Genomic DNA, 15381 nt, shown 5'->3' with positions numbered 1-15381 from the left:
GCGGAAAGCGTCCGCCGAAACGGAAATCAACTAACTTATTCAAAAAGGGTTATTAATTTTATTTTAAAAGAAAAAAGACTGTAGGCAAACTCGAATTTTCGAGTTTGTCTACAGTCTGAGGCCATCCGAAATTCGGATGGCCTTTTATTTAAATATTTCTTTAATTAATCCATAGTAATGTGATTGAATACTACACTGTATTATTTTGTATTCATCTATGATGCGTTTGCAGTTTTCCTTTATGCTCTCAAATGGGGTTGGCTTGCTTATCAAAAAGCCTTGAACTGCATCACACTCGCTGTTTAGCAAATAATTAAATTGCTCCATTTTTTCAATTCCTTCTGCAACAACTTGCAAATTTAAATGCTTTGCCATTGAAATTATCATATCTAATAATGGTTCTTGTGCGTTTTCATCGACTTTTTTTACAAATTCTCGATCAATTTTTAAGCAATCAATTGGCAAATCCCTTAAGTACGCGAGTGATGAGTATCCCTTCCCGAAATCATCTAAAGCAATAGAAACCCCCAGCTTTTTTAAATCGTGCAAAATTGGCAACACATATTTAGTATTCATCGTCATACTTTCTGTTATTTCTAACTGTAAATACTCAGGAGCTAATTTTGTCGCTTCTAAAATATTTTCAACTATTTGAACAAAATTATCCTGAACAAGTTGCTTCCTTGATAAATTTACAGCTACTTTTATAGGTCGTTGAATTAGCTGTTGCAATTCCATTGTTTGACGACATGCTGTTTCTAAAACCCACTTTCCAATAGGAACAATTAACCCTGATTCCTCAGCAAGTGGAATAAAGTCAGCTGGAGGGATCAACCCCTTCTCCGGATGTTTCCATCTTACAAGAGCCTCCATCGAAATTAACTGTTTAGTTTTTAAATTTAACTGGGGCTGATAATAAAGATGTAATTCTTTATTTTGAACTGCTTTATATAAATCATTTTCTAATTTTAATTGCTCTTCTCTTTTCAATAGCATTGACGGCTTATAAAATCCTATATGTTCAAGAGTATTTGTTGCTTCCAACATTGCTAATTGCGCTGATTTAACTAAATTCTCTTCGATTTGCACGTTTTCAGGGTACATGGCAACACCAATATTTATACTTATATTGAATGAATAATGATGTATATCAAATGGCTGTGCCATTATTTCAATAAGCTTATTACAAAATGATTCTATAACTGATTGATCATTTTGGTTTTCAATAAGCAATACAAACTGATCTTCATGCAATTTCCCAATAAAGTAGTCGTTTGGTAAATGCTGTCGCAATCGTTCTGCAATCATTTTTAATAAATAATTTGAGCAACTATACCCTATTGAAGATTTAATCGCTTGCAATCTATTGATATCAATTACGAGAACTGCTTTTTCTGTTGTTTTTTCTTTAACTTTTTCTAAAAGCAATCGTTCATTTGGCAGTTTTGTAATGCCGTCATAAAAAGTTAAATAATACTTTTCGTTCTCGGCTTTTTTTAAACTCTTTTCTGTATCTTCCAACTTTTGAACGACATCTTGCGGCAGTAATTTCACAGAGGAAACTAACCATATTTGTGCAATAATAACTAACGAAAAAATGATGCCATAAATGCTTGTTAGTTGAATATTTAATAATATAAATATCATTAACGTAATTAAAATAATGCTCACCAATATATAGATCAATTTATTTCTAAACCAATAAAAATAACTATTATTTATTCCCATTATTTTCTCCTTAGTTATATATCAAAATCACTAAACAAATAGAGATATATTTATAGGTACATAGCAATAATGAAATATTATCATCTATAGTTATTTTTATTTAACTACATAAGTTTGACCCATTATTTTTTTGTGCATTATTTTATACTATTGATTTTATGCTTTAGTACTCATCGTTTTATTAATTAACTGATCTAGGTCTTTTTTATATTTTTCATAAATTGATTGATGCCCCAAAGTTTGGAAAATAGTAAACGCTTTGTTACACTTTTCTATTCCTTTAGAAATTGAATGATCGATAATATCAATCATTCCTTCATAGAAAATAATTAATGTCTGCTCAAAAAATTGAGAGCTTTCTGTAAAATATTTTTTTGCTGCCTCCAATACTATCCTCGAATATTGGTAGCCTTCATATTTAATACTAAATTCTAGAAGATTGAAAAATAAATAACTCATTATTTTAGTATCTGAATTAAAATCATTAAACTTTTCTGCTCGATTCAATAAATTTTTTGTCATTAAAAAGGCCGTTGATGGAGGGAAGAGAAAAATAAAGTTATTTAAAATAACTAACTCATAATAACTCCAATCGTCGATACTTAATAAATAATCAGAAATTTCATTAATATATTCTTCTTTAATACTATTAAGCTCAAATCCATTTTCGATACAATGACATAAAATATATAAATGTCTTAGAAAAATATCTCCGTTACCCTCATATTTTTCTCTTATTCCCTTTTTCATGATTGATATTTCATTAATCTTGTTTGCATAATACAACTTTAAGACATAATTAAATTCATTCATTTTTGATGCAATTTTGTAGTCATTTTTCATATAAAAAAACTCATTGTATGTAACATTACAATAATCAAGTATTTCTGTAAGTTTATCTGAGGAAATGCTATTTTTACCCGATTCAATTCGGGCAATATATGGACGAGTCATATTAATCGCATCTGCAAGTTGTTGTTGTGTAATGTTTTTATTTTTACGAATTTTTCTAATAACTTGCCCTATTTCCATGTTATCTGTCCCCCTGTTTAAAATTATGTATAATTTAGTTTACATTATATTTTTATATTTTCCTTTTCTATTACAATTTAATCAAATAGTATAAAAGGAGGATTGAGGAAACTATGAAAAAGTACTCTACAATCACTAAGCTTTTATTTGCAGTTACTCTAGTTGCTGCAGGAACAGTAGTAGAACCTCTTATTTGGTTAGTAGGCTTCTAAATTTTTAAAATTATTCTATTACCTTTTTACGCAAATCAATTATTTTTTCCCCCTATTATGTAGGGGACTTTTTTTATTTCTATTATACATGATAAAAAGGTACTATAATTTCCATTATACGAATTTTCCCAATACTTTTACATAATTAAGTTTCTAATATTTCATAAGTACCAATAAAAACTCACTAGTATATTTATGAACTAAATTCTAGAAATTTTTTTCTAACTATTTCTTTAGTCCACTTTTTCTAGTGAGTTTAAATATTTTGAGTCGCTTTAGACTATTTAAATTAGTAGATTTTTATACTATTTCACTAATAACTCTCACAGTGTCCAAACTTAGAGGTCATTGTCTAGCTCATGCTATCTCATCTTCAATCACCCATCTATATTTCAGGAACTCTATCATTTAAAGGTGTATAAATATAATATAGTACGTAATATCATAAGCTTCTACATTTTTTGATTCAAAATCATTTATATCTTACATATTAATTGTTTTCATGATTGCCAAAAAAACTCACAAGTAAATTTTGAACTAATGATTAGTTCTCATTTACTCGTGAGCTTAAATTATCTTGGGGCTGCCTTAAATCCTGCCGTTTCTGCTTCCTCTGCGGTGCAGAACATCTCTTCAGGTTTAGTAGATTCGTAATTTTGCTGACCAGGAGAATGATATATTTTGTCTCCTTTTGAATTGATATTGCCCTTTATTAAACAAGCTGAATCATTGCCATTATTATTTTTAGCTTCACTATCCGTTCCATCAAATACACTTTTGTCATAACCTCGGTCAGTTACATAATTTTCAATTGACCAAATACCTATTGCCTGTTTTTGTGCATTTTTTTGAACTGACTCAAACCAATCAACGTGTTTTGTGTTCGGTTCATAAATATAAGCAACACGTGCAAGGCCATTCTTTAATAGTTCTTCCTGCACATTCTTCCCATCTTCTGTATATATGTAAGCTAAAAGTCGATTATATTTGTCTCGATATGAAACATCAAATTCTAAATAAACACTCTCTTGGTCTTCTAACAATTTTTTTGTATATTCCTTTGCTTCTTCTCCATATGGCTGCTGCCCTAAAGTAGGATGATTCGTTTCTGGAGTATCTACTAATAAGAAACGAACCAATTCCGTTGATCCATTATAAAGTATTTTAATCGTATCTCCGTCCACGACGCTTACCAGCGGGAATTCTTTAAATGAAGATATATCATATGAAGAATTATCATCATTTGATTCTACTGTCTTAACAGTCGCCTCTTCTTTAACATTAGATAGACTACAGCCACTTATAATTGTTAAAGTAAACAAAATAAAAATCCATTTTTTCATAAACAGTACCTCTTTAAAAATCCTTTTTATCAATTTAAATAATATTTTATAATAATAACATTTAAATTCGCTTAATACTTTTAAAAGACAATAAAAAATCCCAGTAAATAAGTAATCCTTATTTTACTGGGATATTAGCTATAAAATTTAAATATTCTTAATATTAATCTACTTATTTATGAATTATGCATTGTATCCTTTTTTATTTTTTTATGAAACCCTTTTCCATAATAGAACACTACTAAAATAACTAGCCAAAGCGGCCCAACTTTTAAGGCAATACGTGTATCTGGGAAGAAGGCCATTAATCCAACTACTCCAATTAAGAAAGCTAAAGATAAGTATGAAGTGAATGGATATAAAGGAAGCTTATATTTTAATCCTCTCTTTTGCTCTGAAGTTAAACTTTTACGATAACGCATTTGCGATAATAGAATCATACACCAAGTCCAAATTGCACCGAATGTTGAAATACTAGTTACCCATGTAAAAACTTTAGCCGGAACAAGATAGTTTAAAACTACACCAATCAATAAAGCTCCCGCAGTAACAATTACTGCAAAACTAGGTACACCATTCTTGTTTAACTTAGCATATGATTTTGGTGCTTCACCATTTTGAGCTAAGTTATATAGCATACGAGCAGTACTGAAAATACCTCCATTACAAGAAGATAGAGCTGCTGTTAAAACAACAAAGTTAATAATTCCCGCAGCTGCTGGAATACCGATTTTGTCAAAAGTTAAAACAAATGGACTTCCTTTTGTACCAATTTCTGTCCAAGGATAAATAGACATGATAACGAATAAAGCACCTACATAGAAAATAAGAATTCGCCAAAAAACTGTATCGATAGCTTTTGATAATGTTTTTTCTGGATTTTTTACTTCCCCTGCTGTAATACCTATCATTTCAATACCAAGGAAAGCAAACATAACCATTTGTAAAGACATTAGTACCCCGGTAATACCATTTGGAAGAAGCCCACCATGCTCCCAAAGATTACTGATGCCAGTTGCAATTCCACCGTTTCCAATGCCGAATACAATTATACCGATACCTACTATAATCATGAAAATAATTGTAACAATTTTAATTAGTGCGAACCAAAATTCAAGTTCTCCATATGCTTTTACAGCAAGGAAATTTACTGCAGCCATTATAACTAATGCAGCTAATGCCCAAATCCAGCGAGGAATGTCAGGGAACCAAAATTCCATATAAATTCCTACTGCCGTAATTTCTGCCATACATGTTACAACCCATAAAAACCAATAATTCCATCCAGTTATATAGCCTGCAAGCGGTCCTAAATAGTCGCGGGCATACTGGCTAAAAGAACCTGCTACAGGCTTTTGAATAGCCATTTCACCAAGGGCTCTCATAATAAAAAACATGATCATACCGCTAAAAGCATACGCAAATAAAATACCAGGTCCTGCTAATTTAATAGCTGATGCGGAACCAAGGAATAACCCAACCCCGATCGCCGCTCCTAAGGACATAAGCGTAATATGTCTCTGTTCTAAGCCTCGCTGTAATTGCTTGTTTGAAGTATTATTTTGCATAATTTCTCCCCCAATGTGCTTGTCTAAGATGATTTCATGAAGGTATAATCCCCATGGTTAATGAGCTTTCCATTATTCACAATGACGTTTATAATGGTGTAAACATATGGTTACAATCTTTTTCCAGTAGATAGCAACATTACTTATCTGGTAGAATACAACTTGCATTTTCTCGCCGTCATTCTACTTGATGACGTTTTCATTGTCGAATAAACAAGTTTTTTCAACTAGATTGACGTAATTCTAACATTTTTGTGAACACTTTTTTATTGTTGAAGTACCCAAAATTCGAGTAATATATTTGTAGTTTTACACAAATCGACAAATCGTAACATTAATATTATCAAAAAATAAAAATAAATCAATCTAATCTATTAAATAAAGAGGGATTCTTATGACATTTATAAAAAATGATCCTTTTAGATCAAATTTCGATAGTTTGGAGGAATTTGCTGATGTTGTAAGTGAAGTTCTTCATTGTCCTATTACAATTGAAGACGCAAACCATCGTCTAATTGCTTATAGCACACATGATGAAAGAACAGACCCGGCAAGAGTATCTACTATCATAGGCAGACGTGTTCCTGAAAAAGTCATTAACGCTCTTTGGAAAGAAGGCGTTATTCCTGCTCTCTTAAAAAGCCGTGAGCCTATCCGTGTAAAAACATTGGATGAAATTGGATTGGGCGACCGTGTAGCTGTTTCTATATGGAAGAAAGAAGAAGTGCTGGGCTTTATTTGGGCTTTAGAAGTGGATAAACATTTAGATGAACAAGCTTTAGTTTTACTGAAGCAAGCAGCTGAAGCAGCAAAAAATAAGCTTTTACAGCTGCAAAACCGAAAAAATAAAAAAGAAGAGCGTTTCCAAGAGTTCTTCTGGAAGCTGCTTACAGGACATATCCAGTCAAATAAAGAAACAATGGATAACTTTCAGATGCTGCAAATTAGCCCTCCTTCTTCTTTTACTATCGCTGTTCTTCAATTTCAGAAAGACATAACAAATGAAGAGGAAAAGCAAATTTCATACCTTCTACAAACGAATCAGCGTTTGAAAACTGCGCTTTATACAATTGACCACCATCAGCTTATATTGTTGATTTCTCTTGAGGGCATAGATCAGCCTTTAAATCTACTAAATGATTTTGTTAGTACATTTGTACAAAAGATGGCTGAACGATTTGGGGTAAAGGCAATTAACCCGGCATTCAGCAGCATTTACGATGATTATCAAAAAGTAGAAAAAGCATACCGTGAAGCGTTAATTGTTTTATCAATGAAGGAAAGATTCCCCTCTGAAGTAAATGACATTCATGGTTATCAAAATCTTGGCATCTATCAATTTATCGATATCCTTTTGGAGAAACGTACAAATGATGGATATGAAAATCATGCTTTAAAGAAACTCCAGGAATACGATGAAAAACATAACAGCGACCTTGTAGAAACGCTGGAAGTCTTTTTAAATAAAGATAACAATGTAAATGAAGCGGCAAAAGCCTTGAATGTCCATACGAATACATTGAATTATCGACTAAAACGAATTAGTGAAATTGGAGAGATTAATCTCAAAGATCCGAACCAAAAAATGACGCTTTACATTGACCTTAAGCTAGAGAAATTTAAATAATTAAAGAACTTTTTGTGATAATCAACAAAAACGTGAAAAATCTTTCTCCTTTATTAACAAAGAAAAAGCAATTAAAACATTTTATACTGAATTCACAAGGAAATACAAAAGCAAGTTATTAAAGGAGGAAGTCACGATATGATTATCGGTGTACCTAAAGAAATTAAAAATAATGAAAATCGCGTTGCCCTTACTCCAGCTGGGGTTGTTTCATTTTTAAGTGTTGGTCATAAAGTATTAGTAGAAAAAGATGCTGGACTTGGAAGCGGATTCACAAATGAAGATTACGCTAATGCCGGTGCAGAAATTATTGATAATGCAGCAGATGTTTGGGCTCAATCTGAAATGATTATGAAGGTTAAAGAGCCTCTTGAAAGTGAATATCAATACTTCCGTTCTGGCTTAATTTTATTCACATACTTGCACTTGGCTGCTGAACCTACTTTAGCACAGGCACTTAAAGATAAAGACGTTATCGCTATTGCATATGAAACAGTTGCAGTAAATCGTACTCTTCCACTTCTTACTCCAATGAGTGAAGTTGCTGGTCGTATGGCTGCACAAATTGGTGCACAATTCCTGCAAAAAACAAACGGCGGTCAAGGTATCCTTCTTGCAGGAGTTCCTGGAGTAAACCGCGGTAAAGTAACGATTATTGGCGGTGGTATTGTAGGAACAAACGCTGCAAAAATTGCAATCGGCTTAGGTGCTGATGTAACAATTATTGATGTAAGTGCTGACCGTTTACGTCAATTAGATGACATTTTTGGCAATCAAATTAAAACATTAATGTCCAACCCATTCAATATCGCAGAAGCGGTAAAAGAAGCAGATCTTTTAATCGGTGCCGTTTTAATCCCTGGTGCAAAAGCTCCTAAGCTTGTAACAGAAGAAATGGTTAAAACAATGAAGCCTGGCTCTGTAATCGTGGATGTTGCAATCGACCAAGGCGGCAGCGTTGTAACATGCGATCATGTAACTACTCATGATAACCCAACTTTCGAGAAATACGGTGTTGTTCACTACTCTGTTGCTAACATGCCAGGTGCTGTTCCTAGAACATCTACGATTGCTTTAACAAACGTTACAGTTCCTTACGCTTTACAAATTGCAAACAAAGGTGTGTTCAAAGCGATTGCTGAAAACCAAGCATTAAAACTTGGTGTAAACGTGGCAAACGGTGAAATCACATATGAAGCTGTAGCAAGAGACCTTGGGTATGAATATGTACCTGTTGAAAAAGCACTAGAAAAAGAATTAGCAACATACTAATCATTAGTTCACTATATAATATAATTCCCCCTCAAGAGTGCATTGAGGGGGTTTTTATTCAGTGAGATGGTATTATGGTTGAAAAAATTTATTACCGTAATTTAGGGAAAAACGGTTAACTAGTAGAATACAGTTATTTTAATAAATGTAATAAAACTCTATTTAACAAAGTTACTAAGCTTACCAATATTCTCTATCTCAACAACTACAACATCTCCTGATTTCATTGGGCAACTTCCTGAAGGGGAGCCAGTTGCCAAAACATCTCCAGGTTCTAAAGTCATAACCTGTGAAATCCAACTAATTAGATAAGGTATTGAAAGTGACATTTGATTAGTATTTCCATCCTGTACAACTTCACCATTTAATGTTGTAGTTATTCTTAAATTAGTTGGATCTATACCCGTTACAATACATGGACCTATTGGACCAAAAGTATCAAAACCTTTTCCCCTTGTAAATTGCGGATCACTTTTTGTTAAGTCTCGTGCAGTAACATCATTAAATACAGTACAGCCAAAAACGTAATCTAGGGCTTCTTCTTCTTTTATATTTTTACCATTTCTACCAATAATAAGTGCTACTTCACCCTCCATTTCTACCTGATTTGTTAAATCGCTTGATGGCAGGATAATTTCGCCTTGATCTGGAATCAAGGAAGATGTTGGTTTCAAAAATAAAAATGGTTCTTTAAGGTTTGCTTTTCCACCAGTCTCAATTGCATGTTCAGTAAACGTCCAACCAAAGTTTACAATTTTTGAAGGAACTACTGGCTCTAGAATTTTAACATCGCTATAATTAATTCTCTCACCATCATTATTTTCAAATTCATTATTTACAACATCAATAAAATCTTTGGACAATTGTAGAATTTCGTTCCCCTCAACACGTCCATAAAAAACATTACCATCTAGTTTTTGATATCTCACAATTGTTTGAGATTTTTGTAACACTTGCATATCCAATCAAAAACTCCCTTAAATTACTTAATGAATCTTACTTGTTGACTAATATATTCATATTGTTCTTCTTTTCTTTTATTGAATTCTATCTTATTTTCTTCGAAGATATTATTTCCTTCTGTATCTATTGAAACAATAAGAGGTCCAAATTCTTTTACTTCACAAACCCAAAGTGATTCAGGCATACCAAGATCTTTCCAATGTACTTCTTTGATTTCTTCAACCTTAGTTGCACCATAAACAGCATTTCCAGCTGGGAAAACTAAATGCAGCGCTTTATGAGTTTTACATCCTTCCTCTGTATTCTTGCCCATTCCTCCTTTACCTACAATGAGTTTTACACCTGTTTCTTCTATAAATTCTTTTTCGAATTTTTCCATTCTCATGCTCGTTGTAGGACCGATGGAAACAATTTCATATTGTTCATTACCGAGATCTCGAACAATCGGACCAGCATGAAAGATTGCTTTCCCTTTTAGATCGATAGGTAATGGAATTTTCTCTTCAATAAGTCTTCTATGAGCAACATCTCTACAAGTTACTAGTGTGCCAGTTAAATAAATAATATCTCCAATTCTAATATCCTTTAAATCTTCATCTTTAATTGGAGTTGTTAATACTTTTTTACTCATAGTGTTACCCCCTCATGTGTATCAATTACATAATTCAAATCTCTATCAAAGGTAATTTTCCCTCTTCTATGAGACCAGCATCCCGTATTGACAGCCACTCCAATAGTAGAAGGATGTCTGGCAGTATTCACAACATTAACACCCATAACAGACTTAGACCCTTTTAACCCTTGAGGTCCAAGGCCAATTGCATTAATCCCATCTTCAAGAAGTTGTTCCATTTTTGCGGCATTTTCATTTTCATTTCGACTTCCAACAGGTCTCATTAAAGCTAACTTTGAGTTTAATGCCGCTGTTTCTACTGAAGTTCCAACTCCAACTCCAACTAGAAGCGGTGGACAAGCATTAAGTCCATAGCTTGTCATACGATCTAGAACAAACTTTACAACCCCTTCGTAACCTTCACCAGGCATTAGGACTGTTGCTACACCAGGTAATGTACATCCTCCACCAGCCATATAAGTATAAATTTCCACTTTATCACTATCTTCTTCGATTTCCCAAAAGATACTCGGCGTCCCGTTTCCAATGTTTTTTCCAGTATTGTATTCATCAAATGTTTCAACTGAATTGTGGCGCAAAGGAGTTTCTTTAGTGGATTTAAACACACTCTCTCTTAAAATATTATCCAATTGTCCTATTAACGGAAAATTCTCGCCACACTTTACAAAAAATTGGAGAACACCAGTATCTTGACATGAAGGTCTCTTTAACTCAAAAGCTAGTTGTTGGTTTTCAAACATTGTTTTGTAAATAATCTTTGCAAGGTGATTATCTTCTTCTTCACTTAATTCCTTTAATTTTTTTTCTACATCATCAGGTAGTTTGTAGCTAACTAGTGAAACAAATTTTGACATCAAACCAGTCATTTTTTCTTTCTGTTGTTTTTTATCCATAAAAACACTCCTCGTAATTTTCTTTTACTTAATTCGTGTAGAACGGGAAGAAAATAGGTAATAAAATCATACCTGCTATTATTAAAATAATAATTAGTGGTACACCGACCTTTACATAGTCCGTAAATTTATAGCCACCTATGCCATAAACCATTGTGTTTGCCGGCATTCCAATTGGTGTTGCAAGAGCTAAAGAACCACCAATTACTGTTGCCATTAAAACCGCTCTTGGATCTGCGCCCATTGCACTGGCAATAGAAAGACCAATTGGCACTAGTAGAGCTGTCGTAGCAGTATTGGACATAAAATTTGTCATAACAGCAGAGAGCAATAAAATAACAAACAAAAGAATGTATGGCGACGGATTGCTTCCTAAAGTTCCAATGATTGTATCTGCAATTAACGCTCCTGTTCCGGCTGTATCAATGGCTTTTGCCAATGCAAGTGAACCTACAAATAGAAGAATCGTATTCATATCAATTGATTTCATTGTATTTTTTTCAGAAATAACTCCTGTTGCAACTAAAATCAATGCTCCAATCCATGCTGATATATATAATTTCACTCCAATTTGCTTTTCAAATATCATTGCAACAATCGTTAATACAAGAACAATTAAAGCTGCATACTGTTTCCATTTCGGTACATTCGAATAATCAATTTGCTTACTATAAACAGAATCTTTATCAAGATCATTATCTTTTCTATTTGGTAAGAGCTTGTAGCCAAACAAACTAAAATACAAAATTCCGATAATTAACATTGGCAGCCCTACTTTTGCATATTCAAAAAAGCCAAATTCCATATTGATTTCTTGAAGTGCCGACTGTGCAATCATATTACCTGGTGCACCAATTAAACTTAGATTCCCTCCTAAAGCTGCTGCTATAACCAACGGAAGCAACAATCTAGAGCGTGAGAAACCAGATCTAGCAGCAATACCTATAACTACGGGTATAAAAACTGCAGCCGTTCCTGTATTAGAAAGAAATCCGGACATTAAACCTGTAATGACCATAACAGCAATAATTAATTGCTTTTCTGTTTTAGCAAATTTTGTAACAATTCCTCCAACCTTTTGGGCCATTCCAGTATCAAAAAAAGCAGCACCGACAATAAACATCGCCATAAATAAAAGAACATTACTGTCTATAAAACCAGCAAAAGCATCTGCCGGTTCAAGAACACCTGTTACTGTCAGACCGACTGCAACAATCATTGCTGTAACAGGTATTGGAATTTTCTCCCATGCAAACATAACAATTGCAAAAATTAAAAACAGTAGTGTAATAATTTCTGCACTCATACAACATCCCCTTTCCCCCTTATAAGCTTGAAGACGTCTTCTAAATAAAATATTAGAACTTTGAAAACGCTTACGCTATTCAATTATTTAAGTTGCTTTTATGGTTTCTATTAAGTTTCTATTTTCGAAAACTAAAAGAAGAACTTGCGAAGTATAAAAAAAACCCTTATGAACTTGCTATAACAAATAGCAAAATCCAAGGATTTTAAAACATATATTCAAAATTTAAAGTAAATTCAGACAAAGGGGAATCTAAAAAAAAACCTAAGTAAATTTTTTAGATTTTTAAATTAAAATTATTTTTTCATTTTTTTCTTTGGATCCTTAATAATAAATTTTCTAGGGATTTACTAATTTCATTAAGTGATTGAAAATCTTCTTCGCTCAGCGTTTTTTCTTCTTTATCTTTTTCTTGGGCTGTCATTTCAGTATCCTGAATTCCTTTTTTATTAGAAATTAATTTATAAAATTCTTTGTCTTCAAGGTATCTTTTCTCTCTTAATTCAGAATTAAGAGTTCTCTCTGAGGAAAGCTGTTTTCTGTATTCTGAAGGAGTTTTACCAAAACTGTTCCGAAATGCTGTATTAAAAGATTTAACATCAGAAAATCCATAAGACAATGCTATATCTGAAATTTTCTCATCAAAATCTGAAAGAGCATAAGTCGCTTCACGTAGTCGAATTCGTGTAAGATATTCATAGTAATTAATACCTAGCTGTTGTTTTACAATTTGAGAAATATAACTTTTATGGTATCCAGATACTAATGAAAGCTCTTCAAGACTGATTTTATTTTTATAATTATTTTCAATATAAGTAATAATTTTATTTACAGCATCTGTTTTTTTCTTATTACTTGCCATCTCCATTGAAGAAATCTTCTTTGGAGAAAAATTTATTATTAAATTTGCCGCCAGTTGACTAAGAAGGCATTCGAAGTAAATTTTTTCAGAAGGTGCATCCCCTTTTATATATTGAATCATTTCGAAAATTAGTTTCCTTAAACAATTAAAATCCTCATTATATCTCGTCTTTTCATAGGATCTACAGGTAAATTGAAGCAAATGATAATCACTATAATAACTGCTAAAGTATATCGGATTAAGATGTATAACCATAGCGATAGAATTTGACTTTCTTGCAAGAGTAGCATGTCCAACATTTGAGTTGATGAGCATCATATCATCTTCTTCTAAAATATAATTCGATCCATTTATACTTACCTCAATTTCTCCTTGTAGAACTGTAATTAGCTCTAGCTCATTATGCCAGTTATAATGATAGGAACTAATATAATAAACATATTGTTTTATATCGATATCTCTTTTGTTGTTTTTCCAGACATAATTCATAAGTCCCATTCATTAAACAACCTCACTTTAATATTGATCATCAATTCTATAAACTAATAATATTTACTTTATTTTTAGATTTTCTATAATTTTATCACTATTAATTTACAAGTAAAAAGATTGTTTACAACAGAAGTCGCTTCATACAAAAAGAGGGGCTATCCAGAAATACTTTCTGAATAGTCCCTTTCACAACATACACCTTATTCTTCAGTTATTACAAATAATGATAGTGTCATAATTTTAGAGAATTGTGCACGTGTTAAATTCCCTTTAGGATTGAACTTTCCATTTTCTCCACCAATAAGCTCCAACTGTTGTAATAAACCAATTGGCTTAATTGTTTCTTCGCGCATTTGATTTTGGTCAGTAAATGTATTAGTCATCCCAACTGCTTCAGGATCTAACCCTTGTGCAACTAACAAACTAGCAGTTACATATGCCATTTCCTCACGAGTAACAGGTTTATTCGGCTCAAATTTGCTGCCATCAAAGATATCAATTAATCCATAGTCTTGTAGAATAGCAACTTCCTTTGCACCCCAGAAATTTTGAAGATCTGTATATGTTGCTGGACCTTCATAATCTGCATCTTTATCTAAACCAGTAGCACGGAAAATCATTCCAGCTAATTGTCCGCGAGTTACTTGACCGTTAGGATTAAACGTTGTATCTGTTGTGCCATTAACAATTCCCATCTGATATAGGAACTGAATATAGCTTTCTGCCCAGTGCCCAATGCTATCTTTAAAATAACCACCCGATTTTAAATCAAAGTCGGCACGGTTCATCAACATAATAACGCCTTGAACTTCCTCATTAGTAACCTGATGCCATTTTCCTTCAGCATATATTTCTGCTTTGAATGAATCACCAGATTTAATAAATTTTACTTGAATAGAATCACCAAATGTCTTTTTTAATTCTTCATAATATTGATAGAATGCTTCTTTACCTTCATAATAAAGGTTTTGATCTTCATCATATGATTTTTTAATCATTTCTAGTGACACTTTTAAAGTAAAACTATTGTTGTTTTTATTAGCGGAGATTGTTAAATCATCCTCTGCGAATGCTAACTTTGAAATAAGCATCATTTTATAAAGATCTTCGTAAGAATGTATTTGTTGTTGATTTTCACTTGTTGCTGCAAATAAGTTTTGGTCAGCAAGAGCAGTTGGAACCGCTAAATTCTCCTGTGCTTGTGCATTAAATGAAAATCCTGTTGTTAATAATGAAACTGTTAATGTTCCTGCTAATATCATTTTTTTCATCAGTCAAACCCCTTTCGAATTTAGTTTACTAAATGAGAGCTTCCAATATCGATATAAATTTACAATTCTACTTAAAATGAACAATTATTACCATTATCAACTAATAATTTAATAATAGATAGAGAATTCTCGGATATGACATAATACCTAATAATTAAAAAGATATGCTAATAGTTAA

Annotated in this window: 12 protein-coding genes; 2 read left to right on the top strand and 10 right to left on the bottom strand. The window is 32.4% G+C overall.

Annotated features, from left to right (window positions below):
* Positions 1 to 144: 144 nt before the first annotated feature.
* The 4 genes from EKG35_RS14215 to EKG35_RS14200 form a co-directional block, all read right to left on the bottom strand.
* Positions 145 to 1728, bottom strand: coding sequence for a putative bifunctional diguanylate cyclase/phosphodiesterase (locus EKG35_RS14215; protein ID WP_126295216.1), 1584 nt, complete (start codon positions 1726 to 1728; stop codon positions 145 to 147).
* Between the two features lie 156 nt (positions 1729 to 1884).
* Positions 1885 to 2760, bottom strand: coding sequence for a helix-turn-helix domain-containing protein (locus tag EKG35_RS14210; protein WP_126295215.1), 876 nt, complete (start codon positions 2758 to 2760; stop codon positions 1885 to 1887).
* Between the two features lie 784 nt (positions 2761 to 3544).
* Entirely contained in the window at positions 3545 to 4315 is a 771-nt protein-coding gene (locus EKG35_RS14205; protein WP_126295214.1) for a thermonuclease family protein, read from the bottom strand.
* A 176-nt stretch (positions 4316 to 4491) separates the two neighbouring features.
* Positions 4492 to 5883, bottom strand: a complete 1392-nt coding sequence (locus EKG35_RS14200; RefSeq protein WP_126295213.1) for an amino acid permease — start codon at positions 5881 to 5883, stop codon at positions 4492 to 4494.
* Positions 5884 to 6277: 394 nt separating this feature from the next.
* On the opposite strand from EKG35_RS14200, the gene EKG35_RS14195 reads away from it, so the two are divergent.
* Both EKG35_RS14195 and ald read left to right on the top strand, forming a co-directional pair.
* Entirely contained in the window at positions 6278 to 7510 is a 1233-nt protein-coding gene (locus EKG35_RS14195) for a PucR family transcriptional regulator (protein WP_126295212.1), read from the top strand.
* A gap of 138 nt (positions 7511 to 7648) precedes the next feature.
* Positions 7649 to 8782, top strand: coding sequence for an alanine dehydrogenase (gene ald, locus EKG35_RS14190; RefSeq protein ID WP_126295211.1), 1134 nt, complete (start codon positions 7649 to 7651; stop codon positions 8780 to 8782).
* Between the two features lie 158 nt (positions 8783 to 8940).
* Here the strand turns inward: ald and EKG35_RS14185 are convergent, their stop codons facing one another.
* The 6 genes from EKG35_RS14185 to EKG35_RS14160 form a co-directional block, all read right to left on the bottom strand.
* The gene (locus tag EKG35_RS14185; protein ID WP_126295218.1) at positions 8941 to 9741 is read right to left on the bottom strand and encodes a fumarylacetoacetate hydrolase family protein; all 801 of its coding nucleotides are present in this window, start codon (positions 9739 to 9741) and stop codon (positions 8941 to 8943) included.
* Positions 9742 to 9764: 23 nt separating this feature from the next.
* Positions 9765 to 10376, bottom strand: a complete 612-nt coding sequence (ttdB, locus tag EKG35_RS14180) for a L(+)-tartrate dehydratase subunit beta (RefSeq protein WP_126295210.1) — start codon at positions 10374 to 10376, stop codon at positions 9765 to 9767.
* On the bottom strand, positions 10373 to 11272 hold the full coding sequence (ttdA, locus tag EKG35_RS14175) for a L(+)-tartrate dehydratase subunit alpha (RefSeq protein WP_126295209.1): 900 nt from the start codon (positions 11270 to 11272) through the stop codon (positions 10373 to 10375). The genes ttdB and ttdA overlap by 4 nt, the downstream gene beginning before the upstream one ends.
* A 28-nt stretch (positions 11273 to 11300) precedes the next feature.
* The gene (locus EKG35_RS14170; RefSeq protein WP_126295208.1) at positions 11301 to 12578 is read right to left on the bottom strand and encodes an SLC13 family permease; all 1278 of its coding nucleotides are present in this window, start codon (positions 12576 to 12578) and stop codon (positions 11301 to 11303) included.
* Between the two features lie 304 nt (positions 12579 to 12882).
* Complete coding sequence (locus EKG35_RS14165) at positions 12883 to 13938, bottom strand: AraC family transcriptional regulator (RefSeq protein ID WP_126295207.1); 1056 nt, start codon at positions 13936 to 13938, stop codon at positions 12883 to 12885.
* A 194-nt stretch (positions 13939 to 14132) separates the two neighbouring features.
* Positions 14133 to 15203: an S-layer homology domain-containing protein gene (locus tag EKG35_RS14160; protein WP_126295206.1), complete on the bottom strand. Its 1071-nt coding sequence runs from the start codon at positions 15201 to 15203 to the stop codon at positions 14133 to 14135.
* Between the last annotated feature and the right edge of the window lie 178 nt (positions 15204 to 15381).

Origin of the sequence: Lysinibacillus telephonicus, from assembly GCF_003966145.1 — a bacterium.
GTDB lineage: Bacteria > Bacillota > Bacilli > Bacillales_A > Planococcaceae > Ureibacillus > Ureibacillus telephonicus.
Note: the sequence above shows the minus strand (reverse complement) of the source record. Positions and strands in the feature narration are given on the sequence as shown.

Excerpts from the sequence above, each read along its gene's own strand:
- EKG35_RS14205 (WP_126295214.1), bottom strand. The coding sequence starts at position 4,315 with ATGAAAAAATGGATTTTTATTTTGTTTACTTTAACAATTATAAGTGGC.
- EKG35_RS14165 (WP_126295207.1), bottom strand. The coding sequence starts at position 13,938 with ATGGGACTTATGAATTATGTCTGGAAAAACAACAAAAGAGATATCGAT.
- ttdA (WP_126295209.1), bottom strand. The coding sequence starts at position 11,272 with ATGGATAAAAAACAACAGAAAGAAAAAATGACTGGTTTGATGTCAAAA.
- EKG35_RS14185 (WP_126295218.1), bottom strand. The coding sequence starts at position 9,741 with ATGCAAGTGTTACAAAAATCTCAAACAATTGTGAGATATCAAAAACTA.
- EKG35_RS14160 (WP_126295206.1), bottom strand. The coding sequence starts at position 15,203 with ATGAAAAAAATGATATTAGCAGGAACATTAACAGTTTCATTATTAACA.
- EKG35_RS14195 (WP_126295212.1), top strand. The coding sequence starts at position 6,278 with ATGACATTTATAAAAAATGATCCTTTTAGATCAAATTTCGATAGTTTG.
- EKG35_RS14170 (WP_126295208.1), bottom strand. The coding sequence starts at position 12,578 with ATGAGTGCAGAAATTATTACACTACTGTTTTTAATTTTTGCAATTGTT.
- ttdB (WP_126295210.1), bottom strand. The coding sequence starts at position 10,376 with ATGAGTAAAAAAGTATTAACAACTCCAATTAAAGATGAAGATTTAAAG.
- ald (WP_126295211.1), top strand. The coding sequence starts at position 7,649 with ATGATTATCGGTGTACCTAAAGAAATTAAAAATAATGAAAATCGCGTT.
- EKG35_RS14215 (WP_126295216.1), bottom strand. The coding sequence starts at position 1,728 with ATGGGAATAAATAATAGTTATTTTTATTGGTTTAGAAATAAATTGATC.
- EKG35_RS14200 (WP_126295213.1), bottom strand. The coding sequence starts at position 5,883 with ATGCAAAATAATACTTCAAACAAGCAATTACAGCGAGGCTTAGAACAG.
- EKG35_RS14210 (WP_126295215.1), bottom strand. The coding sequence starts at position 2,760 with ATGGAAATAGGGCAAGTTATTAGAAAAATTCGTAAAAATAAAAACATT.